The following is a 24,742-nucleotide window of genomic DNA, read 5'->3' on the forward strand; positions in this document are numbered from 1 at the left end:
TTCAGTATACATGAATTAAAGTTATAATTCTTAATAAAAATGCGATCGCTCGCGTCTGTGGCAACTTATAATCGCAATTTGTGAGCATTGATTCCTGTGAGGATACCAACTAGCAGCCAAGTAAAGCCTAATCCGATGACTTCACCTAAAAATAACTGGGTTAAGTGACGCCAGATCATCCCGACAGCAGAACCCACAGGGACAGCAACCGCCCAACTTGCCGCAGAGACAAATATCCATCGCCATGCTACAGGCTGGGGAATTGCTAACCATTGTGCTAATCCAATCCCCAAGCCGCCAAAAGCTCCATAAACCGCCCCTGACAAGATTCTCACGGGAAGAATCTGAGTGCTAGGTACAATCCAACCCACAGCACCAATACCGATCGCAGTAATAATACTCCAACCCAAAAGACTTGACAAAATCCACCTGATACAAAATATAGGTTGTTTGAGAAGACAACCTTGAGGAAGTGCGATCGCAAATCCGCCGATAGCGGCCTCTACCACGCCAATATCTGGCTTTTCGCCGACTTCAATTAAGAGTAAACTCAATAAAAATCCGCCAAAAGTAGCTAAAGTCCACAGCAACGTAAAGCCAAATCTAGTATTGTTAGGCGCGAATGGCATCAAAGTTTCTTTGTTTGTAATAGTCTGACAGTTTTTGCATTAAACATCTCAAAAAAACCTTTGCGCCGCTGTTGGGGTGATTCCGGTACGATGTAACCCCACAGACTCTCCCAGTAGAAAAAGGAGATACCGTCAAAATTGCGATCGCGCACTACCTGAACCTGTTCTCTAACTTGTGCCATTTTCACCGGATTACCTACCGTTCCCGTTGATATCCCAATACCTACAGGAATTAGACTTTGAGCCAATTTTATCGATGGTAGTTCTAGTTGAGCGATAAAAGACTTTTTGTCATTTCGATACACCTGCAAAATTAACTCATTAACTAAACCTTTTTTTACCCAATTTTCCCAATCTTGCAAATAGTATTTATAAGCAAAAGCTTGATAGTTGGGAGACAGAGATATTTTGATTTTGGGCTTAACTGCCTTCACAGCTTGATAGATTTCTGCCATAAAATCAGTAATTTTATCTGCCCGCCACCGCATCCACTCTGGGTTAAAAGGGTCATTAGGGGGACTTTTGCCTTGATGTTCTTGCTGATAGAGTTGTATAGTGAAGCGATCGTAGCCGAACTGTACAGGCATTCCAAAATGGTCGTCAAGCTGAATACCATCCACATCGTAATCCCTGACTACTTCTAAAATTAACCCTTGGATAAACTCTTGTACTTGTGGATGTAAGGGATTCAACCAAGCTTGTTTAGTTATTAAAAGATTATCGATTTCTTCTGGTGGGGCATCTCGAATAGAATTTATACCTTCTTGCCCAATTGTCAACCAGTCAGGATAACGCCTTGCTAATTGTGAATAATGCGGCGTCATGAACCCGTATTCAAACCAGGGAATTACTCTCAAATCTTTATTTTTGGCAAGTGTTACTATCTTTGCTAAAACATCCTGTCCACCGTGCATGAAGTTAAGCAAAGGTTGAGTTTCTGAACCTGTAGTTATCTTGGCTACAGTACTCTTGTAAAAAGTATGTCCTCGGTTCCAAACTACAGGATAAATCGTATTAAAGTTGAGAGTCGATAATTGATTTATGGCACGGTTAATACCCCAAGGCACAAATAGTACACCACTAGCAACATTAGTAAGCCAAACGCCGCGAATTTCTGTAGTTAAAGGACTGGTTTTTTGGGAATAAACTGGCAGTGAAGAGGGTAAAAAACCTGTTAAAGCGACTACTAATCCCAAACACAGCAAGTAAGCAACACAACGGCGAGTAACCCGATTCATTTGTAAGTGTGACCTAGTGCGATCGGAATATATATATAACTACAAAATAAAGTTGCAATCCTCCGGATCATGTAAACAAATGATGATTAAGAATTCAGAATTCAGAATTCAGGATAGTTGAAATAATACGGAGATATTTTGGTCATGAATATACTTAACGATACCAAAACCTAATAATTTATGACTCCAAACTCCAAACTCCAAACTCCTGAATTCTGACTCCTGAATTCTGACTCCTGAATTCTGACTCCTGAATTCTTTCTTCTTAAAATCTTTCCACACCTTCAAATTGCTTGAGTGCCGATGCATTTGCTGCTTCACCACAAGTCCGTGGTGTAGGGAATATCTTTTCAGGATTTGCTAAACCTTTAGGATTAAAAACTTGCCGTACCCATTGCATAGTTTCTAAATCAACTTGGCTAAACATCTGTGGCATATAGCACCTTTTCTCTGCACCGATGCCATGTTCACCAGAAATACTACCACCGACTTGGACACAAAGTTTAAGAATTTTCCCACCCATTTCTTCTACTTGTTCTAATGCACCAGACACAGAATTATCATAAAGAATTAGCGGATGAAGATTGCCATCCCCAGCATGAAACACATTAGCAACACGATAACCATATTGTTTACTTAATGCCTCAATCTCATGTAAAACATAAGGCAACTGAGTCCGAGGAATTACACCATCTTGTACATAATAATCTGGACTTAAATGCCCCGCCGCAGCAAAAGCCGCTTTACGTCCTTTCCATAATTTCAACCGGGTTTCTGGATCAGTAGCAGAAGTGACATTTCGCGCACCATTCTTTTTACAAATTTCGGTAACTCGCTGCTTATTACCTGCAACTTCCACTTCTAAACCGTCAATTTCTATTAGCAAAATAGCAGTAGCATCGCGGGGATAACAATTAGTTGCGACAACATCTTCAACTGCATTGATGCTGAAGTTGTCCATCATTTCCATACCACCAGGAATAATGCCGGCGCTGATGATGTCAGAAACCGTTGCCCCGGCAGCTTCAATGCTAGTAAAATCTGCCAATAGTACACAAATTGATTCTGCACTTTTGAGAATTTTTAAAGTAATTTCTGTAGCAATTCCTAAAGTGCCTTCAGAACCAACAAAAACACCTGTTAAATCATAACCAGGCATTTCTGGGATTTGTCCGCCTAAATCGATAATTTCCCCTTCTGGCGTGACAATTTTTAATCCTAAAACGTGGTTAGTAGTAACACCGTATTTAAGACAATGTACGCCACCAGAATTTTCGGCAATGTTGCCCCCAATAGAGCAAATAATTTGACTGGAAGGGTCAGGTGCGTAGTAAAATCCAGCACCACTAACGGCTTGTGTTACCCAACTATTAATCACCCCTGGTTGTACAACTGTCCGTTGATTTTCTAAATCAATGCTGAGGATTTGCCGCATTAATGAGGTAACAATTAAAACAGAGTCTTCTACTGGTAAAGCGCCGCCAGATAGACCAGTGCCAGAACCGCGTGCGATGAAGGGTATAGAATATTGGTTGCATATCTTCACCACTTGGGCAACTTGTTCTGTAGTTCTGGGTAACACCACCACAGCAGGACGTTGGCGATAACCAGTTAAACCATCGCATTCATAGGTAATAAGTTCTTCGCGGCGTTGCACCACACCATTTTTGCCAAGGACAGCCTCGAATGCTTTGAGAATGGGTTTCCAGTTGTATTGTTTCTTATCTTGGGTAAGCATAGATTTTTACATTTAAAGGTAGATGTTGCAGGCTGGTTGATATAGCTGTAATTACTATTGTTGCAAGAATAGCAGTCAAGAGTGAATAAAAGGCGATCGCTCTGGTCTTCTGCATTCAGTTTAAGGTTGAGGAGGCGATCGCATCGCTTGTATTTACTTGGTTTATAGTTTGAATTGAGGTGCGTTACTATCGCAAGGTATATACGTAACTAGCATTTATAGTTTCACCGATTAATAAATAAATATTCCCATTTTGTTGATGTAGCGGTCTTGCTGACCAACCTTGACATTTGCTAATCCTTCTGAAAAGTCATCAGCACTATCAAACTTTGGTTGAATAACCAACTCTCCAATCTTGTCTATGTAACCCCACTTGTCGCCAATCATCACTGCTGCTAGCCCTTCAGAAAACTTAAAAGCTACATCAAACTGGGGTTCAATTACTACTCGCCCATTCTTGTCAATATAGCCATGCATATAGTTAAACTTTTCACCCATGTTTACTGCTGCAAGACCTTCGGAAAAATTTCCATGCGGTATGTTTTGTTCCTCAAACTGAGTTTGAATAACTAATTGTCCCAGCCTATTGATATAACCCCATTTGTCATTAATTTTGACCAGTGCCAACCCTTCGCAAAAGCCCCAAGAGTCATCAAACTGGGGTGAAATCACTAATTGCCCAATTTTATCGATATAGCCCCACTTATTATTAATCTGGACTTCTGCTAACCCTTCGGAAAATTTCCCAGTCTGATCAAATTGGGGTGAGATGACTAGCTCCCCACTTTTGTCTATATAGCCCCATTTACCAGATATTTTGACTTCTGCTAATCCTTCAGAGAATCCTAAAGTCTCATCAAATTTGGGTGAGATAACTAGTTGCCCACTTTTGTCTATATAGCCACATTTTCCAGCTATCCAGACTTCTGCCAGTCCTTCATAAAAGTGCCCAGCAAATTTAAATTGTGGTGAGATAACTAGCTCCCCGTTATTGTTGACATAACCATAGCTAAACTCGCTGCCAATCTTTACTAACGCTAACCCTTGATAAAATTGCCAAGCTTTATCAAATTGGGGTTGAATAACTACCTTTCCTGTCTTATTAATATAGCCATACTTTTCGCCAATCTTAATTGGTTTTGGTAAGGTATCAGGAGATAGTGCAAGCTTTAAACCAGAGTGGTTTAAAGCTTGTATTGCTTCATTGGCATCTTTATAACGTTGGTGGACATCACGTCGCATCATTTTTGTCAAAAAGTCCGCTAGCCCATCACTAACTTGAGCATAGTCGCGCCATATTAATTCCAGAGTCTTAGATTTTGGTAGTTGTTGTGGGGGTAATCCAGTTAAAGCTTCGATTGCTGTAACTCCCAAAGCATAGATATCACTACATAGCAGAGGATGCCCTTCCCATTGCTCATTCGGCATATAACCACGAGTACCAATGGCCATCGTGGTGCTAATTTTTCCTTGACTATTAATTCCTGAAGTGCTGATTTCTTTAATTGCCCCGAAGTCAATCAGGACAAGTTTATTATCTGAATACCGCCGCATCAAATTTAATGGCTTGATATCTCGATGAATCACATTCTGTTCGTGGACAAAAGTTAGCACCTCTAAAATATCTTGTAAAAGTTGAATCACATCAGCTTCACTCCACGGTTTTCCTGAAGTGATTTCATTACTCAGATCATGCCCATCAATGTATTCTTGGATTAGATAAAATTCTTTATATTCATCTAAAAAGTCATAGAGTTGTGGAATTTGGAGGTGTTCCTTACCCAATGTGAATAGAATTGCTGCTTCTTTTTTGAACCTTTCTACAGTATCTATATCTGGAGTTTGGGGTTTGCTCAACCGCTTGATAACGCACTTATACTTAGGAGTAACAGGTAAATCCTGCGGGTATTCAGCTAGATAGGTTTCCCCAAATCCACCCGCTCCTAATTTTTGGATAATTTTGTAACGCTGTCGCAGTATGTATCCAATCATTATGCTAATGCTACAGAACTTTATCTGTAGATTTTGACACAACCTAACCGTTATTGTAGGTAAACGACTACGCACTCTCTCATCCCCAATCAACTAACCTAGAAATAACGCTCTCAAATACTGGATAAAATCATGGTTCAGCAAGTTCTAATCAATGATGATGATTACTATGTGCCAGATGCCAACCAGCTAGTCACTGAAGATGATACACCTGTGGACAATTTTGCTTCTGAAAAACAACAACGCCTCTTAGTTGGTTCTCTTTACAGTTCTCTACAGCAGCAAAGTTTGTTAGCAGCAGCGAATGTTGGCATCTACCATACAGACGGTCAACCTGCAATTGTACCCGACGTTTTTCTCAGCTTCGATGTTCAAATGCCTGAAAATTGGTGGGAAAAACAAAATCGTTGTTATATGGTTTGGCGTTTTGGCAAACCTCCAGAAGTTGTCCTCGAAATTGTCTCTAATAAAGAAGGTGATGAACTGGGCAAAAAGCTGGAAATTTATGAACACATGCGGGCTAGTTACTACATCGTATATGACCCAAACCAGCAATTAGGAGAAAAAGTCCTGCGCGTTTATGAGCTTAGAGGAAGGCGCTATTTTGAAACTTCAGAAAATTGGTTAGAACAGGTTGGTTTAGGCGTGACTTTGTGGGAAGGTAAATTTGAAGATAGACAAGATACTTGGTTACGCTGGTGCTACCAAGATGGTAATGTTTTATTGACTGGAGATGAACGCGCCGAACAGGAACGACAACGCGCCGAACAAGCAGAACAACGCACCCAATTACTAGCAGATAGGCTACGGGCTATGGGCGTAGATCCCGACACCCTATAGGATACTTACTGTAAAGACGCAAAAAATTTTTGTGTCTTTGCATGAATGAGCAAAAAAGTTTTCATCAACTTGTGCAATTTATAAACTGATTTACTCGCTGCCAAACCTTCTCTAATAAATCAGGGTCATCTGAAGCAAACCATTCAATTTGTGGATATGCTCGAAACCAAGTGCGTTGTCGCTTGGCAAATTGTCGGGTATGCAAAACTGTTAATTCTTTCGCTTCATCTAAGGAAATATCCCCAGCCAAATATTGCTTAATTTCTTGATATCCCAAAGTGTTCAACAAAGACAAATCAGCGCCATATTTTTGACAAAGATTCTCCACCTCAGCAACCAAACCATTTGCTATCATTTGTTCAGTACGCTGTTTAATCCGAGCATCCAATTTTTCAACATCGCAATCTAAACCAATTTGCAAAATCGGATAATTTGGTGGATTCTCCCCTTGCTGTTGCGAAATTGGATATCCAGTTACGTAAAATACCTCTAATGCTCGTAAAGTCCGTACTGAATCATTGCCATGAATTTTTTGTGCAGCAACAGGATCAACTTGTTGTAAAATTGCGTAGAGTTGATTTTGACCAAGAGATTCAAGCTGCGATCGCAATTCCGTTTGTGGTGCAACTCTCGGAATTTTCATCCCTCGAACAATAGAACGTATATATAAACCAGTGCCACCAACTAGAAACAGTGGTGTAACACCAACAGAAGCAATTAAAGCTTGTGTTTGCTGCTGATAGTCTGCTACTGTCATGATATCTGCTGGATTGCAGATATCTATTAAATAGTGCGGCACCAATTTTTGTTCAGCTACAGTTGGTTTAGCTGTCCCAATATCAAACTCACGGTAAACTTGACGAGAATCAGCACTAAGAATTACAGAACCCAACCGCATTGCCAAAGCCAAAGCCAAACCCGATTTCCCCGTTGCCGTCGCCCCACAAATCACAATTAATTTAGTCATTAGTCATTAGTCATTAGTTATTATGGGGCATTGGTAAAGAAGAGGCAGAAGGCAGAAGTTTTTGAATTTTGAATTGATTTCTCCCCCTGCTCCCCCGCCCCTCTGCTCCTCTGCCCCCTCTTGCACGGTACTGCAACCCCAGTATAAACTTCTCTTGAAAATGCCCTACAGACGCCAGCAAGGCTTTTGTGTTACAATTTTGGAGTGTTTTTACTTTTATTTGCCTTTAGGCGAGTTCAACCCCACGCATCAGGAGAGTTTACATGACGAGCAGTTACAGTGCCGATCAGATTCAAGTTCTGGAAGGTCTGGAAGCCGTCCGCAAAAGACCAGGAATGTACATCGGTACCACTGGGCCGCGAGGACTCCACCATTTAGTTTACGAGGTGGTGGACAATTCAATCGATGAGGCTTTGGCGGGTCATTGCACTCATATAGAAGTGGATATCAACGCTGATGGTTCCGTGACTGTAACAGATGATGGTCGCGGTATTCCCGTCGATACTCACTCGCGCACCGGAAAATCGGCTTTGGAAACCGTAATGACGGTACTGCACGCTGGTGGAAAGTTTGGCGGTGGTGGTTACAAAGTTTCTGGAGGTTTGCACGGGGTTGGTATTTCTGTTGTTAATGCCTTATCTGAGGTTGTAGAAGTTACGGTTTGGCGAGATAAAAAGGTTTATCTTCAGCGCTATGAACGCGGTATCCCAGTTACTGAACTGCAAACCAAGCCTTACAAAGAAGCTAGAACTGGAACTTCTGTTACTTTTAAGCCAGATACACAAATATTCACTGTTAGCATTGAGTTTGATTACATCACTTTATCAGGTCGCCTACGGGAATTGGCGTATCTGAATGCGGGTGTCAAAATTACCTTTACTGACAACCGTCTAGAACTACTAAAAAGCGATACACCGAAAGTAGAATCCTACAATTACAAGGGTGGTATTAAAGAATATATCGCTTACATGAACCGTGAAAAGCAGCCGCTGCATGAAGAAATTATCTATGTTCAAGGGGAACGCAACAACGTACAAGTGGAAGTTTCCTTGCAATGGTGTACTGATGCTTACACGGATAATGTGCTAGGTTTTGCTAACAATATTCGGACAGTGGATGGTGGTACCCACTTAGAAGGGTTAAAAGCGGTTCTGACTCGAACATTAAATGCGATCGCCCGCAAGCGCAATAAAATTAAAGAGAATGAAACTAACCTCAGTGGCGAACACGTCCGCGAAGGTTTGACAGCCGTTATTTCCGTTAAAGTCCCAGATCCAGAATTTGAAGGACAAACCAAGACTAAACTCGGTAATACCGAAGTACGGGGAATTGTTGATTCTTTAGTGGGAGAAGTCCTCACTGAGTACTTAGAGTTTCATCCTGCAATAGCAGACTCAATCTTAGATAAAGCTATCCAAGCTTTCAAAGCCGCAGAAGCAGCGCGTCATGCACGGGAATTAGTTCGCCGCAAATCTGTACTAGAATCTTCGCCATTGCCTGGTAAATTGGCAGATTGTAGTTCTCGTGACCCTAGCGAATCTGAGATATTCATCGTGGAAGGGGATTCAGCAGGTGGGAGTGCCAAACAAGGACGCGATCGCCGCACTCAAGCAATCTTGCCTCTACGTGGTAAAATTCTTAACATTGAAAAAACCGATGACGCTAAAATTTATAAAAATAACGAAGTTCAATCGTTAATTACAGCACTTGGTTTAGGTGTCAAAGGTGATGAATTCGATTCCACTCAACTGCGTTATCACCGGATAGTCATTATGACTGACGCTGACGTAGATGGCGCACACATTCGGACTTTGCTGTTAACATTCTTCTATCGATATCAACGGGCACTCATCGAACAAGGCTTTATTTATATTGCTTGTCCCCCATTGTTTAAAGTAGAACGGGGACGTAATCATGAGTATTGCTATAGCGATCGCGAAAAGAATCAAGCGATCGCCAAATTTCCGGCTAACGCCAACTACACCATCCAACGCTTCAAAGGTTTGGGTGAAATGATGCCACAACAACTCTGGGACACCACCATGAACCCAGAAACCCGCAAAATGAAGCAAGTCGAAATTGAGGATGCCGCCGAAGCCGATCGCATCTTTACAATTTTAATGGGCGATCGGGTCGCACCCAGACGAGAATTCATCGAAACCTATGGTTCTAAACTCAACTTCACCGATCTAGATATCTAATCTCAACAGTCCTAAATCATTCGTAAAAAACAAGATCCCCGATTTCTTTGAGAAATTGGGGATCTTTAACTTTGAAATATTACTTGACATTCCTACAACAGATTTTGGTAAAGACTTTATATTCAAAATCCAATAAAAACTACCTCTTTTGGCTGATGACAAACTACGTAATTTTTAAATTTACTGTATTACTATTTTTCACACTACAAATTTAGATGAGTGACTATATCCATAAATTCATTAACTATTGTTAATAATTCCCTATTTAACTGGATTCTACACAAAGGTATCAAAGCGAGCAAAGACATAGTAGAAAAAGCATTGTTCAATATTATTGGCATCGGTAGCTTAGTTGCTCTGTCTGCCTGCGCTCAACCTGTGGCAGAAACTCCTACAGCAACTCAATCACAGTCAACAACGCTAAGGTGAGTCAGCCAGATATCCCAGCTAGCAACGGCATCGTTGATGTAGTTGACCACGTACTTGTGCCACCTAATTTTTCAGCAAGTCTAAACACAACCCCAACACCACGGTAGTTCAGCAAAGTTCATAGGCTTCAGTTGAAAGGCAATCAATGCTCGATTGTTAGCAAAACTACCAACTTTATTGGAAAGTTAGTCCAGATAATACTCTTTGCTCTGACTCGTTGATTAATTTGAACCACCAGCTAGAAACACATTTGTTATGCTTTAAGAAAATCACTGAATATCATCTATCCAACAGCAATTAATAAGTATTTTGAGGATTTCTCATCATAAGATGACAGAAACTTACCGAAATAAAAGTATTGAAATTTACAATTGATTTACGCAAAAAAGCTTTGTGACTAAATCATCAGGTAATCTGCTGGGTTCTATGTGTTCGAGGTAATAACTGTTGGAAATACACACCATAAGGCTGAAAACTTGTTAATATCTTCATGTAGTGCCCTGACGATCGCGATCGTATCGTATGTATCTAATGTACTTTTGCATAAGATAAGACGATATTGGCAAGTTCACAGGACAAATTGTTTTTGAATTGATTAAAATATCCTTGTATACAATAAAAAAAGTTTGTCAAGTTTCATAGGGCTGAAATCGCCACAGTGCGCTAACGTGTGAATAAGACCGAATTAGTAAACCTAAATTGATCTCCGATCAGGTCGATTCTGCCACAGCCTCAACTCCTCAGTTAAGGTAGTTAGTACGCAGAAGGTTAACTGCTTTCAGGCAAACACCACCACCGTTGTTGTATTTACCCAAGGACAAGACCCGTTTTAGTCTAAGGGATGCTTAATTTATGAAGGAAATGTAAAAATGGGTAGGTTAAGACGAATAGTCTGAGTTAACATAAAATGCACTCTTTCTCAGTAATTAATGTTGTGTAAAATACATGAAATTCGGCAGGAGCAAGCGTACTTACTTCGTAATGTAATAAGAGCGTCACTGCAATTCCGAAAAGTAGAGAAAAAAATTCCGGGTATAAATCCCGTTTTCAATGTCTTTTTGGTGAAAGTAGCTAAAGGTTACTTAATGAATTCATGATTAATACACAAAAAGAGTGCAATTTCTGTGAAACAGGCTACAATCGGAAGAGTCTTTATACGAAAATCTGCCAACAGTCTGAACTCATTTGTATAGAGTGGCAATTTTTTTGATAAAGGCGAGTCTTTATTTTTACCAGTTAGTTGAAAGCAATATGTGATAGCAACACATATAACATTTACTAAAGTGATCAAGTCACCTTTAGTAGTTGCTTAAACTAAAGTAAAAAAACCTCCTACCGGAGGTGTAAAACTTCCGAAAATATCTCTGGCAAATCTGCCAAAAAACTTATTTTCGGTTGGCAATTGGCTCGTTTAAAAGAGCAGTAAACACATCTTGAGTAATTGATTCTGCAAGGAGCATGAGGAACGCGGCATGAACCAGGCTAACAACGTACTCGAAAGCATATATCAGCCTGACCTAGAAATAATGAATCAGCCTGAGCTCGAGTTAGAAGAACTCTTAATAGACGATGAAGAGGACTTGCTGATCATCGATGAAGGTGACGAGGAATTTTTAGAGCCTCAGTCTGATGAGGACGACGCAAAGTCTGGAAAAGCCGCTAAATCGCGTCGTCGGACACAAAGCAAGAAAAAGCACTATACCGAAGATTCAATTCGGCTTTACTTGCAAGAAATTGGTAGAATTCGGCTGTTGCGGGCAGACGAAGAAATTGAATTGGCGCGGAAAATAGCCGATTTGCTGGAATTAGAAAGAGTCCGCGAAAGACTCTGCGAGCAATTAGATCGCGATCCTCGAGATAGTGAATGGGCAGAAGCAGTACAACTGCCACTACCAGCCTTTCGTTATCGCCTCCATGTTGGTCGTCGGGCGAAAGACAAGATGGTGCAATCTAACCTCCGTCTTGTGGTTTCAATTGCTAAGAAATACATGAATCGTGGTTTGTCGTTCCAGGACTTAATTCAGGAAGGCAGTCTCGGTTTGATTCGTGCCGCTGAAAAGTTTGACCACGAAAAAGGTTATAAGTTCTCCACCTATGCAACATGGTGGATTCGTCAAGCAATTACCCGCGCGATCGCAGATCAATCCCGCACAATTCGCCTTCCAGTTCACCTTTACGAAACCATTTCTCGGATTAAGAAAACTACCAAGTTACTATCTCAAGAGATGGGTCGCAAACCCACTGAAGAAGAAATCGCTACTCGCATGGAAATGACCATTGAGAAGTTGCGGTTCATTGCTAAATCGGCTCAGTTACCAATTTCATTAGAAACGCCTATTGGTAAAGAAGAAGATTCTCGATTGGGCGATTTTATTGAATCCGATGGTGAGACACCAGAAGACCAAGTTTCCAAAAATCTTCTGCGCGAAGACCTTGAAAAAGTCCTCGACAGTCTCAGCCCTCGTGAACGCGATGTTCTTAGATTACGTTACGGCTTGGATGATGGTCGGATGAAAACCCTTGAGGAAATCGGACAGATTTTCAACGTCACCCGCGAACGGATTCGTCAAATTGAGGCGAAAGCACTCCGCAAGTTACGCCATCCAAATCGCAACAGCGTTCTCAAGGAATATATTCGGTAGTTAATAGTCATTTGTCATTAGTCATTGGTCATTAGTGAATAAACAAAAGACAAATGACGAAGGACAACTGACAAATGACAAAAAAATAAAAAACCTGGTAGTGAATTAGCACTCCAGGTTTTTTTATTTATAGGTCATCTTTGATATTAAAACTTACAGAATGCCCCAAAAATGTAGGAAGCCTTGACCAGAAAAAGCCTCAACCAAGATGGCTGCTGAAAAGCCAATCATTGCCAAGCGACCATTCCAAACTTCTGCTTGTGGGGTAAAGCCCCAACGCCAAGCGTTGCGATCTTCAATTACGGGAGTAGTGACTTTTGTTGTGCTTGCATTTGTCATGGTTAGGACTCCAAACTTAATTTTTAAGGTTTATTGCCTTATGTAAACTAATATAACAAATATTTTTAGAAAAGCAACATTTTTTATACTTTTGTTTCTAGACCTTGACATAAATAGAGATAGCTATTTATACAAATTCAAGCATCTGCCTTCAGTGAGATTTACTGAGGTAGAAAAAATGTTATTTAGATTTATACGGTCATAGATAATCTTAATCTTATTAAGATTAATTATCAATTAATTCTTTTGTATTGCTTGATTTTCAATAGAGTTTGTTCTTTGAAATTAAAAGTTATTGATAACTAGTGGAGATATTGGAGTCAAAATACTGCCCAGAACCCCGACTTCTTCAAGAAATCGGGGTTGATACTGTTCGGTTAAGGCAAGAGACGCGATGAATCGCCGTCTCTACAATAATCAGTCTGTTGGAGACTGGGAACGAGATCAGTCCTACATAATTTACGATCGCACTTCGGCCACAGTAATTATTTTTTCATCGCGGTTGAGTTGGATAATGCTTTCACCTTTCACATCTCTACCTAAGAGCGGCACTGTTTCCACAGGGATTCGCACTACCCGCTCCTTATTCGTCACTAAAGCTACTTCGCCAGATGCGATCGCCATCACCATACCAGCTAAGTTGTCAGTTTTGCTAGCAAATTTCAGCGCTTGCGTGCCTAAATCACCGCGATTAGCCGCTCTCAACTGACTCGCAGCCATCCGCTTGGCATATCCTTCTTGAGTAACTAGCAGTAGTTGGTCATCTTTACCGACAGTGACACAGCCAACCATTTGCTGATTTTTCAATAATCGAAATGCTTGTAAACCCATTGCTGCGCGACCCATGACCGGTAATTGTTCATCATTGACTGCAAAGCGCAACATTCGTCCACCGGAACTAGCTAAAATCAGATGCGCCCCTGGAGCGGTGAATTGGGTAAATGACAATTCATCATCATCTTTGAGCTTCAAAATCGTGATGCCGCGCCGAGTCAGGTTAGCAAATTCTGCGAGAGACAGACGCTTAATTCTTCCCTGTTTTGTTAGAAGAATCATCTGTCTAGTTTCCAGATTTTCCGGCAGCAAAAAGCGGCTGACCACAGCTTCTTGAGCGCCTTGAGCAGTACTACTGAGCATAGTAATCAAAGGTTTTCCCCGTGGAGAACGTCCAGTCGTTGGCGGAATTTCTCCCACATTCACCGGGTAGACTTTGCCGCCACCAGTTAGTATTAGCAAGTCTTTACCTGTGTCGGTCAACACAGTTTGGATAATAAAGTCATTATCGTGTAAACCATTTTCAGCTTTTGACTTTCTCCCAGCTGGTTGAGTGCGGCGGACATAACCCCGTTGGGTAAATTCTAAAATCGCTTCCTCTACTGGTTCAGAAGATTTAAATTCCTCTTCCTCTACCCCTCTGCTTCTCTGCCCCTCTGCCCCTCTGCCCCTCTGCTCCTCTGTCTTAGACTTCTGCTCCTCTCCGATTTTCGTCCGGCGGGGATCGTTGTACTTGCGCTTGAGCGATCGCAAATCTTTTTTCAGCGCCTTCAATAATTCGCGGCGATCGTTGAGTAATTGCTCCAATAAACTAATTTGTTCGCTGATCTGCTCAAATTCCTGCTGCAAATTTTGCTGTTCTAAACTAGTGAGGCGGCGCAACGGCATCGCTAGAATTGCATCTCCTTGTATCTCACTCAAATCTAGTTGGCTACAAAGATTAATTTTTGCCGTACTACCATCGGGAGCTTGGCGCAAAATTTGAATTACCTCATCCAAATTAGACAGCGCTTTCAGCAAACCTTCTACCAAATGCACGCGGCTTTGGGCCTTAGCCAACTCGTAATTGTAGCGACGGTTCAGCGTTTCTTCCCGGAATTTCAAAAACTCCTGCAACAGTTGGCGCAAACTTAATTGGCGGGGTTGTCCATCCACTATTGCTAGGAGAATCGCCCCAAAAGTCATCTGTAAAGCAGTTTGGTGATATAAATGCTGGAGAACTTCTTGGGGATTCGTATCGCGTTTGAGTTCAATTACCACCCGCATCCCTTCGCGATCGCTCTCATCCCGAAGATCGGAAATTCCTTGCAAGCGTCCTTGATTTACTAAGTCCGCTACCTTCTCAATCCAGGCAGCCTTATTCACTTGATAAGGCAATTCTGTAATGATAATTGCCGTCCGGCGCTTGCTTCCCCTAGCGGCTGGAATTTCCTCTAGAGTTGCGACTCCCCGCAGCAGAATTCCACCTTTACCTGTGGTATATGCTTCCCGAATTCCTGCTTCACCAACTATTTCCCCACCGGTGGGAAAATCTGGCCCTGGAATTAGCTCAAATAATTTTTCATCTGGTAAATCTGGATTGTCGATTAAGGCAATTAACCCATCGACAACTTCCCCCAAGTTGTGGGGTGGAACATTCGTCGCCATTCCCACGGCAATCCCAGAACAGCCATTGAGTAACAGAAACGGCAACTGAGCAGGTAACACCGTTGGTTCTTGCTGGGAATTATCGAAGTTCCCGACAAATTCCACAGTTTCTTCACCAATTTCTGTCAGCATTCCCTCATGGCTGATTGGTGCGAGACGCGTTTCTGTGTAGCGCATCGCCGCTGGCGGGTCATTATCGACACTGCCAAAGTTACCGTGTCCTGCCAGCAAGGGATAGCGGCTAGAAAAATCCTGCACCAGCCTGACTAAAGCATCGTAAACTGATTGGTCGCCGTGGGGATGGTATTTACCCAACACATCACCCACTACACGGGCACATTTTCGATAAGGTCTATCTGGTACTAAACCGAGTTCGTGCATTGCATACAAAATGCGCCGATGCACTGGTTTTAAGCCATCACGCACGTCTGGTAGCGCTCGCCCGACAATCACGCTCATGGCATATTCTAGATAAGACCGTTGCATCTCGGTGTGCAGGGCTGTTGGAATTACCTGTCCCGTTGAGAGAAGGTTTAACTGTTTTGCCATGAGTTTTTTCCCTGAAATTTAACTACACAAAAGCCGATGGAACTCAACACTGCGGCAACCACAGCATAACGGATGAAATGAGATTCATAACAAAATTTTGATAGTCACAGAAGAAAAAGCAGTAGTATCATCCTTGATGACGAAGATGCATATTGACTATTAAAAAGGATGCACACGAGTATAATCTACATAAACTTAGTAGCCATAATACTTACCATGATTGCAAATCTTTAATTTTGTATTCTGGAATTCTTGAATCTCCTCACCTCTATAACTAAAATTCTCATGAAAACTGTTTTAATTGTCGAAGACGATCTAATTAATGCTCGTGTTTTTTCCAAAATTTTGTCCAAGCGTGGTGGCTTGGGTGTAAAACACACGGAAAATGTCGAAGAAGTCATCAAAATTGCCCAATCAGGAGAAGCCGACTTGATTTTGATGGATGTTTCTCTCTCCAGAAGTGTTTACCAAGGCAAGTCGGTTGATGGAATCAAGATTACACAAATGTTAAAATCCGATCCAAAAACAGCAAACTTACCTGTGATTCTGGTGACGGCTCATGCGATGGAAGGCGATCGCGAGAACTTTCTCAAGCAAAGCGGTGCTGATGGCTACATTTCTAAGCCAGTTGTTGACCATCAACAGTTCGTTGACCAAATCATCGCACTTCTACCCACAGACGAAAACTGAGAATTAAAGACTTATTTCAGGAATACTCGCCCGCCAATGTTTTTGGGCGACTAGTTCCTGTCTTTATCTAGTATAGATGTACTACGAAAAGGTACTATTAGGCAAGTGGTAAGGAGGAGTGCTGAGTGCTGAGTAAAGAGTTTGGAGTTAGAAGTTTGGAGTTAGAAGTTTGGAATTAACAGTTAAATATTTGAACTCGTAAATTCATAACTTCTCACTCAGCACTCAGCACTCTTTACTCAGCACTACCTATTGAGTAGGCTGTCTTCTAGGCGTAGGCGCTGATGATGAGTTTGCTGGTTGCTGTATGGCTGCTTGAATACGGGGTAATTCTAGGAATTTTTTCGTATCAGACAGTAGACGATCGCCCCAGAGATTTTCTTTGAGGAAATTTAAATTAGCATAGCGCGAATCGATACGGAGTGCAGCTTCTCCCAAGGTTAGTCCTTGTTGGCGATCGCCTTTAGTATACAGTGCCACTGCCAAGGCCAATAACGGTTCTGCGGCTTGTTTATCAAGGGTTACAGCAGATTGCCATCGCTTAATCGCTTCGGGGATATTACCCTGTTCGTAATTGATTAAACCAATGTTATTAAGCGCCGGCCAGAATTTTTTATCTTGAGAGACGGCTTTATCGTACTGGGCGATCGCATCTGGCAATTTACCCAGCAAATAGTAAGCATTACCCAAATCAAATAACCCCTCTGGATCGTTGGGTTTTAACTTCAAACCATCTTGATAATTGACAACAGCTGCTTGGTAATTTTTTTGCTGAAAATTTGCTGAACCTAAAGCAAAGAGAATATCACCATTTTTGGGGTTGAGAGATTGTGCTTTTTTCAGACTAGCGATCGCCCCATCAAACTCTTTGGATTGCAACTGCAATCCACCTAATAGCAACCACACTTTATCATTCCCCGGAGCCAGTTGACTAGCCAGCCGCGCTCGTGGCAAAGCTAAGTCAACCTGTTGAAACTGAGCTAGTTGAGCCGCCTCTTGTGCCAAGCTCAACCCCTGCTTTTCTAACTTTGTCGCATCTAGTTGCAGTGTATGGGGTATTAATGCCTGCGCGTTAGCGGCTTTTGGCATACTCCATAAACTACAGACCATTAAAAGAGAAATCAAACGAACATGTTTAGGCACACTACCGCCTTTAAGCCACTAATCAAAGAATCTTTCAGCTAGCTTAAACGATCTGCGCTCTTGACGGTAGCAAAATCTTACAAAGAAAGGCAGAAGGCAGGAGGCAGATCGCTTTTAGCGTCTCCCCTTGGGAGAAGGCAAGGGGAGCAAGGGAAGAAGAATTAAAGCCCAATGCCTAATGCCCAATGCTCCATGCGCCATAATTGATGACTTTGGTCATACATCAGTCTGGAATTACTAGTGACTTTGGTCATACATCAGTTTAGATATTTTGAACGATAATTGTTATGTATGAATTTATACGATGAGGTAAATATTAAACACTTTGATATGCAAAAAAGCAACTGTCTAAGATTGCTTAATCCATACCTCAGCAATCTAGAACTTTAATACAAATAAGGAGTCAATTTCATGTTGAAATCAAACCGTATATCCATAGTATTAGCTGCTGCTGCCCTGATAATTGTTCCTACTCTCTTGACTGCGCCTGCAAGTGCCCAGACGAAAGTCTACGTTGGTGGCGATCGCGATCAAAATTGGAACCGCGACGGCAGATCCAATTCTAGAGAAGTCAGAAACTCTAGAGACAGGGATAATAATTGGAACCGTGACGGCAGACCCAATCCTAGAGAAGTCAGAAACTCTAGAGACAGGGATAATAATTGGAACCGTGATGGCAGACCCTATCCTGTAGAAGTCAGAAACCCTAGAGATCGGGATAATTGGAACCGTGACAACCAATTTAATGGCAGAGTAGTCAGACTTGGTAATGGTGATATCAGATATCCCAATGGGCAAATTATTCCTTCTAGATCCATAGTCAGACTGCGCGATCAAGGTTACTTCAGACTTCCTAACGGGGATATTCTGCTTCCCAATCAGGAAATTGTTCCTGCTGGGAGATTAGTGAGAGTGCGTGATGATTACTTCAGACTTCCTAGTGGATTGGTACTGCAAATAAACCTTTAAAACCCTAAAAGCTCAAAATCATTGTCAGTATTAGGCTACCAGGCTATAGTTTTAGCCGTGATATAACTAGCTCGGTAGCCGTTCCTTATAGACTAAATGGATATGAAAATTGATACACCAAATACCGTAGATTCATCATCATCAGTTTTAGTTCCAGAGGTAAAGAAAAAAAAGGGCAGACGTAATTGGCTCTCTTGGCTAATTGCTCTTGGCCTTTTGGGTGGAATTGGCTATGCAGTTTATTACCAAGTAACGGTTGTTTCTCAGCAACAAGCCAGCCGTCGGGTGCTGACAAGACCTGTACAAAGGCAGAGTTTAACAATCACAGTTTCAGCCAACGGAACGGTAAAACCTGAGCGTTCAATCAACCTCAGCCCGAAAAATTCTGGCATCTTGAAAAGGCTGCTGGCGAAAGAAGGAGATATCGTCAAAGAAGGACAGATTGTCGCTTACATGGATGATTCCAACCTTCGGGGGCAACTTACCTCTGCTCAAGGACAAGTGGCACAAGCCGAGGCGAATTTGCAAAAAGCGATCGCAGGTAATCGTCCTCAAGATATTGCCCAATCACAGGGAGCATTAGACGAAGCCGAGGCGAATTTGCAAAAGGTACAAACAGGGAATCGCTCTCAAGATATTGGCCAAGCACAGGCACGCTTGCAAAGCGCTCAAGCCGCCCTCCGCCAAGCAGAAGATGATTTTGTTCGCAATCAGCAACTTTACAATGCAGGCGGTATTTCCCTTCAGACTCTAAATCAAAACCGCTCCAATCGTGACAGCGCCCAAGCTAATGTAAATGAAGCACAGCAAGCACTGGGTTTGCAAAAAGCCGGATCGCGTCTAGAAGATGTTGAGCAAGCACGAGCTGTGGTGAAGCAGAGACAGCAAGCTTTGGCACTCCTGAAAGCCGGAACGCGCCAAGAAGATATTAACGCAGCCCGCGCCCAGGTAACATCGGCTCGTGGTTCGCTGCAAAACATCCAAGCCGAAATCAATGACACGATTATTCGCGCACCCTTTGATGGTGTGGTGACAAAGAAGTTTGCCGATCCAGGCGCTTTCGTGACACCTACAACTGCCAGTAGTGAAGTAGCTTCTTCTTCTTCTTCTTCAATCTTGTCTCTAGCTTCTACAAATGAAGTTGTCGCCAATTTAGCGGAAACAAATATTTCCAAAATCAGCCTTGGTCAAAAAGTCTCGATTAAAGCAGATGCCTACCCAGGAAAGACCTTTGAAGGTAAAGTAAGCCAAATTGCTGCCCAAGCAATAGTCGAGCAAAACGTCACCAGTTTTGAAGTGAGAGTATCGCTTTCAGATCCTCAAAGACTACTGCGGTCTGGGATGAATGCGGAAGTAGATTTTCAAGTCGGTCAAGTTCAAAATGTTTTAGTAGTGCCAACAGCCTCAGTGGTACGCCAAGAAAATGCCACAGGCGTGTTTGTGCCAGGAAAAAATAACAAACCCGTGTTCACTCGCATCGAGACTGGTGTCACCGCGAATAACTTTACCGAAGTTAAGTCTGGATTGACAGGAGACGAAAGGGTATTGCTCAGTTTCCCACCAGGATCGCGTCCGCAATCAACACCAAGAGGAGGAGTTTTCCCTGGTTTAGGTGGAGGTGGAGCAGGTGGCGGCGGTGGCGGCGGAAGAGGAGCAGGTGGCGGCGGAGGTCGTTCCGGCGGCGGTTCTGGCGGTGGTGGTCGTTCTCAAGGCGGTGGTTCCCCTTAAAGTTAGTTTTAACAATAAAGAATTCAGGAGTCAGGAGTCAGAATTCAGTATGAATTCGAGTTTGACTAGCGGATAAATATGTGGGTTTAATTCCTCCACTAATTGATTCTGAATTCTGGATTCTGAATTCTGCATTCTTCTTTAAATAGAACATTATGTTTAAGATATTTAAGGGCTTTTACAAAGCGAAGAATACCCGCACAGTCCCATTGCTGGAAATCTTGACAATGGCGGCAGAGACTCTGTGGAGTAACAAATTACGCACAGGTCTAACTATGTTGGGCGTGATTATTGGGATTTCTTCAGTGATTGCCATTACTTCTGTTGGTCAAGGGGTGCAAAAGGGGGTTGAGCAACAGATACAAGCATTGGGTACAGATGTAATCCAAATCTTAGCTGGTGCGGCAAGAAGCGGGAATGTCCGTCAAGGAGTAGGTTCTAGCAGTACCTTGACCTGGGAAGATGCGAAAGCGATCGCTACACAAGCGCCATCAGCACAGATGGTTTCTGCTTATCTCCAACGGACTGCTCAAGTTGTCTATGCCGGACAAAACACCTCAACAACGATTTATGGCACTGATTTGAACTACCCAGAAGTCAGAAATACTCACCCCCAACAAGGGAGATATTTTACTCAGGAAGAACTAGATATTGCCGCACAGCTTGCCATTCTGGGCCCTACAGTTCAAAAAACACTCTTTGCACAGGGTGCTAATGTCATCGGTGAGAAAATTCGGATTCAGGGAGAGGCTTATGAAGTAATTGGGGTGATGGAACCTAAAGGCGCTCAGGGGCCGATGGATCGAGATGACCAGATTTTTATTCCTTTAACTAGTATGTCGAAGAGACTGGTTGGGAACAATGCCCTGGTAGGCGTTTCTGTAAATGGAATTTTAGTCAAAGGCGCTAATCAGGAACAGTTAGAAGCCGCTCAGTTTCAAGTTACCAATCTTTTACGGCTGCGTCATAACATTTACCCGCCACAAGCTGATGATTTTCGGCTGACCAATCAAGCTGATATTGTTAGTACCTTTACTAGTATTGTGGGTTTATTTACAGTCATGGTGGTAGCGATCGCTGGAATTTCCTTGGTGGTTGGTGGCATTGGTATTGCTAACATTATGCTAGTTTCTGTAGTTGAGCGGACGCGAGAAATCGGGATTCGCAAAGCCGTAGGAGCCACTAATTCAGCCATTCTCAATCAATTTTTAGCTGAAGCGATCGTGATTTCCATTGTCGGCGGAGGTATTGGTATGGTGACTGGCGTTTTATTAGCCTTTGTAGCTGCAAACGTTTTCAAATTTCCCTTTGTAATTTCTTTCTTGTCGATTGTTGCTGGCTTTGTACTCTCGTTAACCGTTGGCTTAATCGCTGGCGTGATTCCAGCACGGAACGCATCTAAATTAGATCCGATCAACGCTTTAAGAAGCGACTAAGCTTAAGAGTGCTGAGTGCTGAGTGCTGAGTGATGAGAGTTCATTTAATGGTCAGTAGAATGAGTAAAGTTGAGCGATTTGAAGATTTGATTGCTTGGCAAAAAGCAAGAGTCCTTACTAGAGATATTTATCAGGTTACTCAGCAGGGCGCGTTTGCTAGAGACTTTGGATTATCGGGACAAATACAAAGGGCAGCAGTATCTATTATGTCTAACATTGCGGAGGGTTTTGAAAGAAGTTATTTAGGAGAATTTCATCAGTTTCTTTCCATAGCCAAGTCATCTTGTGCAGAATTGCGTTCTCAACTTTATGTAGCTCTAGATGTTGGCTACCTCGATCAAGTCAAATTCAACCAACTTTTAAACCAAGCAGAAGAAGTGGGCAAAATTATTGGCGGTCTTCGCATCTCAGTTAGTAAACAAAAACATCAAAAAAACTCAACCCCCACCACTAAAGAAAAGTGTTGAGTGCTAAACGCCCCGCTACCGCTAACAGCACTCAGCACTCACTACTCAGCACTCACTACTCAGCACTCAATTTATGCCAACAATGATTTGGATGGAATCTATTACTAAAACCTACTACTTGGGAGAAGTTAGTGTTCCCATACTCAAGGGAATTGAACTCTCTATTGAGGAAGGGGAATATGTCTCGATTATGGGTGCGTCAGGTTCGGGTAAATCTACGCTGATGAATATTTTGGGATGTCTGGATCGTCCCACAACTGGAGACTATATTTTTGAAGGCAGAAACCTGACGACTTTTGATGATGATGAATTAGCCTATATTCGTAACCAAAGGATCGGTTTTGTGTTCCAACAATTTAACCTATTGGCACGGGCGACAGCGTTGGAAAACGTCATGTTGCCAATGGTTTATGCCAATTTACCCAAGCCAAAACGCCGAGAAAGGGCATTAGAAGCCTTAGAAAAAGTAGGATTAGGGGGACGCACATCTAACCGTCCTAGTCAACTCTCTGGCGGACAACAACAACGGGTAGCGATCGCTCGTGCTTTGGTCAACCGACCTGCATTAGTTCTGGCAGATGAGCCAACAGGAGCTTTAGATACTGAAACCTCCCATGAGGTAATGAATTTACTGACTGAACTTAATAACCAAGGGATCACGATTGTGATTGTCACTCATGAACCTGATATTGCTGCTCAAACCCAAAGGATTATCCGAGTTCAGGATGGTTTGATTGTCGGCTAATTTGTTAAGATTAACCCTTGGAGGAAGAATTTAAGATTTAAATCTCTGTAGGTCAATCAGGATGAAAACTTTTGATTATATCCTCAAAAGAACCTAATTAATTACTATATCTAGATTATGAATTTCAGCTTATTATTCGTGCATTTTACCTGGGTTACTGTCGCATTCGCGATTCTTCTTCCAAATGCAGCAAGTGCAACAACTCCGCCAAAAGCACAGAATTCTTCAAGCTCTGTACAAGTTCCCGATCGCCTCAACCCCAATCCCAATCCTCTCCAATTTCCGACTAAACCGGAGGAAGTAAGGATTCAGGGAACTGTGCCAATCAGTTTGGCACAAGCTTTGGAACTCGCAAAACGCAACAATCGAGACTTACAGGTAGCTATATTACAGCTAGAACGCAGTCGCTCGGCGCTACGCGAGTCTCAAGCTGGCTTATTTCCTACTCTTGGTATTAACAGTAGTGTGACTAATAGTGGTAATGGTTTTAGTAGCAATTCATCTCAAGCCAGCACCTCTTTTAATGGTTCAGCACAACTGAATTATAATCTCTATACTTCTGGGAACACGCTAGCGACTATCCGAGCCGCAGAGGAACAGCTACGGATAGATGAATTAAATGTTGAAAGTCAGGCTTTGATAATTAGGTTGAATGCCACCACTCAATACTACGATTTGCAACAAGCAGATGAGCAAGTCAGAATTAATCGATCTGCTGTGCAAAATGCCCAGGCTAGTTTGCGGGATACTCAAGCTAGAGAACAGGCTGGAGTGGGGACGCGGTTCGATGTGCTGCAAGCTCAGGTGAATTTAGCAAATGCCCAACAACTACTTACTAATGCGATCTCACAGCAGCAAATTGCCCGTCGTCAGCTTGCCACGTTGTTAAGTTTATCGCAGTCAGCTGAGATCAGTGCCTCAGATCCCGTACAATTAGCGGGTCTTTGGCAGCAGACGGTAGAACAAAGTATTGTCCAAGCGTTTCAAAATCGTCCAGAGTTGCAACAGTATTTGGCACAACGTAATATTTCCGAGCAACAGCGACGACAGGCACTTTCACAGCTAGGGCCGCAAGTTAGTTTGGCAGCCAACTACAACCTGTCAGATCGGTATAATGATGGCATCAGCGTTACTGATGGCTATTCAGTAGGACTTCAAGGAAATCTAACTTTGTTTGATGGCGGAGCAGCAAGAGCAAGGGCGGCTCAGTCGAAAGCTAATATTGCGATCGCAGAGACTCAATTTGCTAGCCAGCGCGACCTAATTCGCTTTGATGTAGAACAGTACTATGCTCAATTGCAATCCAATTTAAATAATGTGCAGACTTCTAGTGTGGCTTTAAATCAAGCAAGAGAAGCTCTGAATTTAGCAAGATTGAGGTTTCAAGCTGGTGTGGGCACTCAAACAGAGGTAATTGATGCTGAAAATGACCTGACAAGAGCAGAAGGTAATCGAGTCGCAGCTATTTTGGATTACAATCGCGCCCTAGCTAATTTACAAAGATCGGTAACATCCAGAGCTTCGCGCTAAGACAAAATTATTAGACATCTGGTGAAATTAAATATGCATTATCCAGAAC

General features: G+C 42.4%; 20 protein-coding genes. 12 read left to right on the plus strand and 8 right to left on the minus strand.

Annotated elements, in window-relative coordinates:
* Positions 1-65 precede the first annotated feature (65 nt).
* The 4 genes from V7K61_RS33340 to V7K61_RS33355 form a co-directional block, all read right to left on the minus strand.
* Positions 66-629 carry a hypothetical protein gene (locus V7K61_RS33340; protein ID WP_335060398.1) on the minus strand — a complete coding sequence of 188 codons (564 nt, stop codon included), beginning with the start codon at positions 627-629 and terminating at the stop codon, positions 66-68.
* On the minus strand, positions 629-1,867 hold the full coding sequence (locus tag V7K61_RS33345; RefSeq protein WP_335060400.1) for a glycoside hydrolase family 10 protein: 1,239 nt from the start codon (positions 1,865-1,867) through the stop codon (positions 629-631). Before V7K61_RS33345 ends, V7K61_RS33340 begins: the two co-directional genes overlap by 1 nt.
* 265 nt (positions 1,868-2,132) lie before the next feature.
* Positions 2,133-3,605: a glycolate oxidase subunit GlcD gene (glcD, locus tag V7K61_RS33350; protein ID WP_335060402.1), complete on the minus strand. Its 1,473-nt coding sequence runs from the start codon at positions 3,603-3,605 to the stop codon at positions 2,133-2,135.
* A 231-nt stretch (positions 3,606-3,836) separates the two neighbouring features.
* Positions 3,837-5,597: a WG repeat-containing protein gene (locus V7K61_RS33355; protein ID WP_335060404.1), complete on the minus strand. Its 1,761-nt coding sequence runs from the start codon at positions 5,595-5,597 to the stop codon at positions 3,837-3,839.
* Positions 5,598-5,729: 132 nt separating this feature from the next.
* Here V7K61_RS33355 and V7K61_RS33360 point away from each other — a divergent pair, with 132 nt between their 5' ends.
* Positions 5,730-6,437 (plus strand): Uma2 family endonuclease, encoded by a 708-nt coding sequence (locus V7K61_RS33360; RefSeq protein WP_335060406.1) that lies wholly within the window; start codon positions 5,730-5,732, stop codon positions 6,435-6,437.
* 64 nt (positions 6,438-6,501) lie between these two features.
* On the opposite strand, the gene miaA is transcribed toward V7K61_RS33360, so the two are convergent.
* Positions 6,502-7,404, minus strand: coding sequence for a tRNA (adenosine(37)-N6)-dimethylallyltransferase MiaA (gene miaA, locus V7K61_RS33365; RefSeq protein ID WP_335060408.1), 903 nt, complete (start codon positions 7,402-7,404; stop codon positions 6,502-6,504).
* Positions 7,405-7,667: 263 nt separating this feature from the next.
* Here miaA and gyrB point away from each other — a divergent pair, with 263 nt between their 5' ends.
* From gyrB to rpoD, 4 genes are all read left to right on the plus strand, one after another.
* A complete protein-coding gene (gene gyrB, locus V7K61_RS33370) occupies positions 7,668-9,605 on the plus strand; it encodes a DNA topoisomerase (ATP-hydrolyzing) subunit B (RefSeq protein WP_335060410.1) in 1,938 nt (645 codons plus the stop codon).
* Positions 9,606-9,824: 219 nt separating this feature from the next.
* Positions 9,825-10,034 carry a hypothetical protein gene (locus V7K61_RS33375; RefSeq protein ID WP_335060412.1) on the plus strand — a complete coding sequence of 70 codons (210 nt, stop codon included), beginning with the start codon at positions 9,825-9,827 and terminating at the stop codon, positions 10,032-10,034.
* Positions 10,031-10,141, plus strand: a complete 111-nt coding sequence (locus V7K61_RS33380) for a hypothetical protein (protein ID WP_335060414.1) — start codon at positions 10,031-10,033, stop codon at positions 10,139-10,141. Before V7K61_RS33375 ends, V7K61_RS33380 begins: the two co-directional genes overlap by 4 nt.
* Positions 10,142-11,506: 1,365 nt before the next feature.
* On the plus strand, positions 11,507-12,676 hold the full coding sequence (rpoD, locus tag V7K61_RS33385) for an RNA polymerase sigma factor RpoD (RefSeq protein ID WP_094353188.1): 1,170 nt from the start codon (positions 11,507-11,509) through the stop codon (positions 12,674-12,676).
* 153 nt (positions 12,677-12,829) lie between these two features.
* On the opposite strand, the gene V7K61_RS33390 is transcribed toward rpoD, so the two are convergent.
* On the minus strand, positions 12,830-13,015 hold the full coding sequence (locus tag V7K61_RS33390) for a chlorophyll a/b-binding protein (RefSeq protein ID WP_292725999.1): 186 nt from the start codon (positions 13,013-13,015) through the stop codon (positions 12,830-12,832).
* 459 nt (positions 13,016-13,474) lie between these two features.
* A complete protein-coding gene (gyrA, locus tag V7K61_RS33395) occupies positions 13,475-15,985 on the minus strand; it encodes a DNA gyrase subunit A (protein ID WP_335060416.1) in 2,511 nt (836 codons plus the stop codon).
* Between the two features lie 285 nt (positions 15,986-16,270).
* Here gyrA and V7K61_RS33400 point away from each other — a divergent pair, with 285 nt between their 5' ends.
* A complete protein-coding gene (locus tag V7K61_RS33400; RefSeq protein ID WP_289796406.1) occupies positions 16,271-16,675 on the plus strand; it encodes a response regulator in 405 nt (134 codons plus the stop codon).
* Between the two features lie 249 nt (positions 16,676-16,924).
* Here the strand turns inward: V7K61_RS33400 and V7K61_RS33405 are convergent, their stop codons facing one another.
* The gene (locus tag V7K61_RS33405; protein WP_335060418.1) at positions 16,925-17,818 is read right to left on the minus strand and encodes a tetratricopeptide repeat protein; all 894 of its coding nucleotides are present in this window, start codon (positions 17,816-17,818) and stop codon (positions 16,925-16,927) included.
* Positions 17,819-18,229: 411 nt separating this feature from the next.
* Between V7K61_RS33405 and V7K61_RS33410 the strand changes: the two genes are divergently transcribed.
* The 6 genes from V7K61_RS33410 (at position 18,230) to V7K61_RS33435 (ending at position 24,693) form a co-directional block, all read left to right on the plus strand.
* On the plus strand, positions 18,230-18,787 hold the full coding sequence (locus tag V7K61_RS33410; RefSeq protein ID WP_335060420.1) for a hypothetical protein: 558 nt from the start codon (positions 18,230-18,232) through the stop codon (positions 18,785-18,787).
* 102 nt (positions 18,788-18,889) lie between these two features.
* Positions 18,890-20,515, plus strand: a complete 1,626-nt coding sequence (locus tag V7K61_RS33415) for an efflux RND transporter periplasmic adaptor subunit (RefSeq protein ID WP_335060422.1) — start codon at positions 18,890-18,892, stop codon at positions 20,513-20,515.
* Between the two features lie 155 nt (positions 20,516-20,670).
* A complete protein-coding gene (locus V7K61_RS33420) occupies positions 20,671-21,951 on the plus strand; it encodes an ABC transporter permease (protein WP_442936399.1) in 1,281 nt (426 codons plus the stop codon).
* Between the two features lie 47 nt (positions 21,952-21,998).
* Positions 21,999-22,418, plus strand: a complete 420-nt coding sequence (locus tag V7K61_RS33425; RefSeq protein ID WP_335060424.1) for a four helix bundle protein — start codon at positions 21,999-22,001, stop codon at positions 22,416-22,418.
* 73 nt (positions 22,419-22,491) lie between these two features.
* A complete protein-coding gene (locus V7K61_RS33430) occupies positions 22,492-23,163 on the plus strand; it encodes an ABC transporter ATP-binding protein (protein WP_335060426.1) in 672 nt (223 codons plus the stop codon).
* A gap of 117 nt (positions 23,164-23,280) precedes the next feature.
* Positions 23,281-24,693 (plus strand): TolC family protein, encoded by a 1,413-nt coding sequence (locus tag V7K61_RS33435; RefSeq protein ID WP_335060428.1) that lies wholly within the window; start codon positions 23,281-23,283, stop codon positions 24,691-24,693.
* Positions 24,694-24,742 lie beyond the last annotated feature (49 nt).

Source organism: Nostoc sp., assembly GCF_036918015.1.
In the GTDB taxonomy this organism is placed as follows: Bacteria; Cyanobacteriota; Cyanobacteriia; order Cyanobacteriales; family Nostocaceae; genus Nostoc.

Bases quoted from the DNA above. Each gene is read 5' to 3' on its own strand.
- V7K61_RS33340 (WP_335060398.1), bottom strand. From the start codon at position 629: ATGCCATTCGCGCCTAACAATACTAGATTTGGCTTTACGTTGCTGTGG.
- V7K61_RS33345 (WP_335060400.1), bottom strand. From the start codon at position 1,867: ATGAATCGGGTTACTCGCCGTTGTGTTGCTTACTTGCTGTGTTTGGGA.
- glcD (WP_335060402.1), bottom strand. From the start codon at position 3,605: ATGCTTACCCAAGATAAGAAACAATACAACTGGAAACCCATTCTCAAA.
- V7K61_RS33355 (WP_335060404.1), bottom strand. From the start codon at position 5,597: ATGATTGGATACATACTGCGACAGCGTTACAAAATTATCCAAAAATTA.
- V7K61_RS33360 (WP_335060406.1), top strand. From the start codon at position 5,730: ATGGTTCAGCAAGTTCTAATCAATGATGATGATTACTATGTGCCAGAT.
- miaA (WP_335060408.1), bottom strand. From the start codon at position 7,404: ATGACTAAATTAATTGTGATTTGTGGGGCGACGGCAACGGGGAAATCG.
- gyrB (WP_335060410.1), top strand. From the start codon at position 7,668: ATGACGAGCAGTTACAGTGCCGATCAGATTCAAGTTCTGGAAGGTCTG.
- rpoD (WP_094353188.1), top strand. From the start codon at position 11,507: ATGAACCAGGCTAACAACGTACTCGAAAGCATATATCAGCCTGACCTA.
- V7K61_RS33390 (WP_292725999.1), bottom strand. From the start codon at position 13,015: ATGACAAATGCAAGCACAACAAAAGTCACTACTCCCGTAATTGAAGAT.
- gyrA (WP_335060416.1), bottom strand. From the start codon at position 15,985: ATGGCAAAACAGTTAAACCTTCTCTCAACGGGACAGGTAATTCCAACA.
- V7K61_RS33400 (WP_289796406.1), top strand. From the start codon at position 16,271: ATGAAAACTGTTTTAATTGTCGAAGACGATCTAATTAATGCTCGTGTT.
- V7K61_RS33410 (WP_335060420.1), top strand. From the start codon at position 18,230: ATGTTGAAATCAAACCGTATATCCATAGTATTAGCTGCTGCTGCCCTG.
- V7K61_RS33415 (WP_335060422.1), top strand. From the start codon at position 18,890: ATGAAAATTGATACACCAAATACCGTAGATTCATCATCATCAGTTTTA.
- V7K61_RS33420 (WP_442936399.1), top strand. From the start codon at position 20,671: ATGTTTAAGATATTTAAGGGCTTTTACAAAGCGAAGAATACCCGCACA.
- V7K61_RS33425 (WP_335060424.1), top strand. From the start codon at position 21,999: ATGGTCAGTAGAATGAGTAAAGTTGAGCGATTTGAAGATTTGATTGCT.
- V7K61_RS33430 (WP_335060426.1), top strand. From the start codon at position 22,492: ATGCCAACAATGATTTGGATGGAATCTATTACTAAAACCTACTACTTG.
- V7K61_RS33435 (WP_335060428.1), top strand. From the start codon at position 23,281: ATGAATTTCAGCTTATTATTCGTGCATTTTACCTGGGTTACTGTCGCA.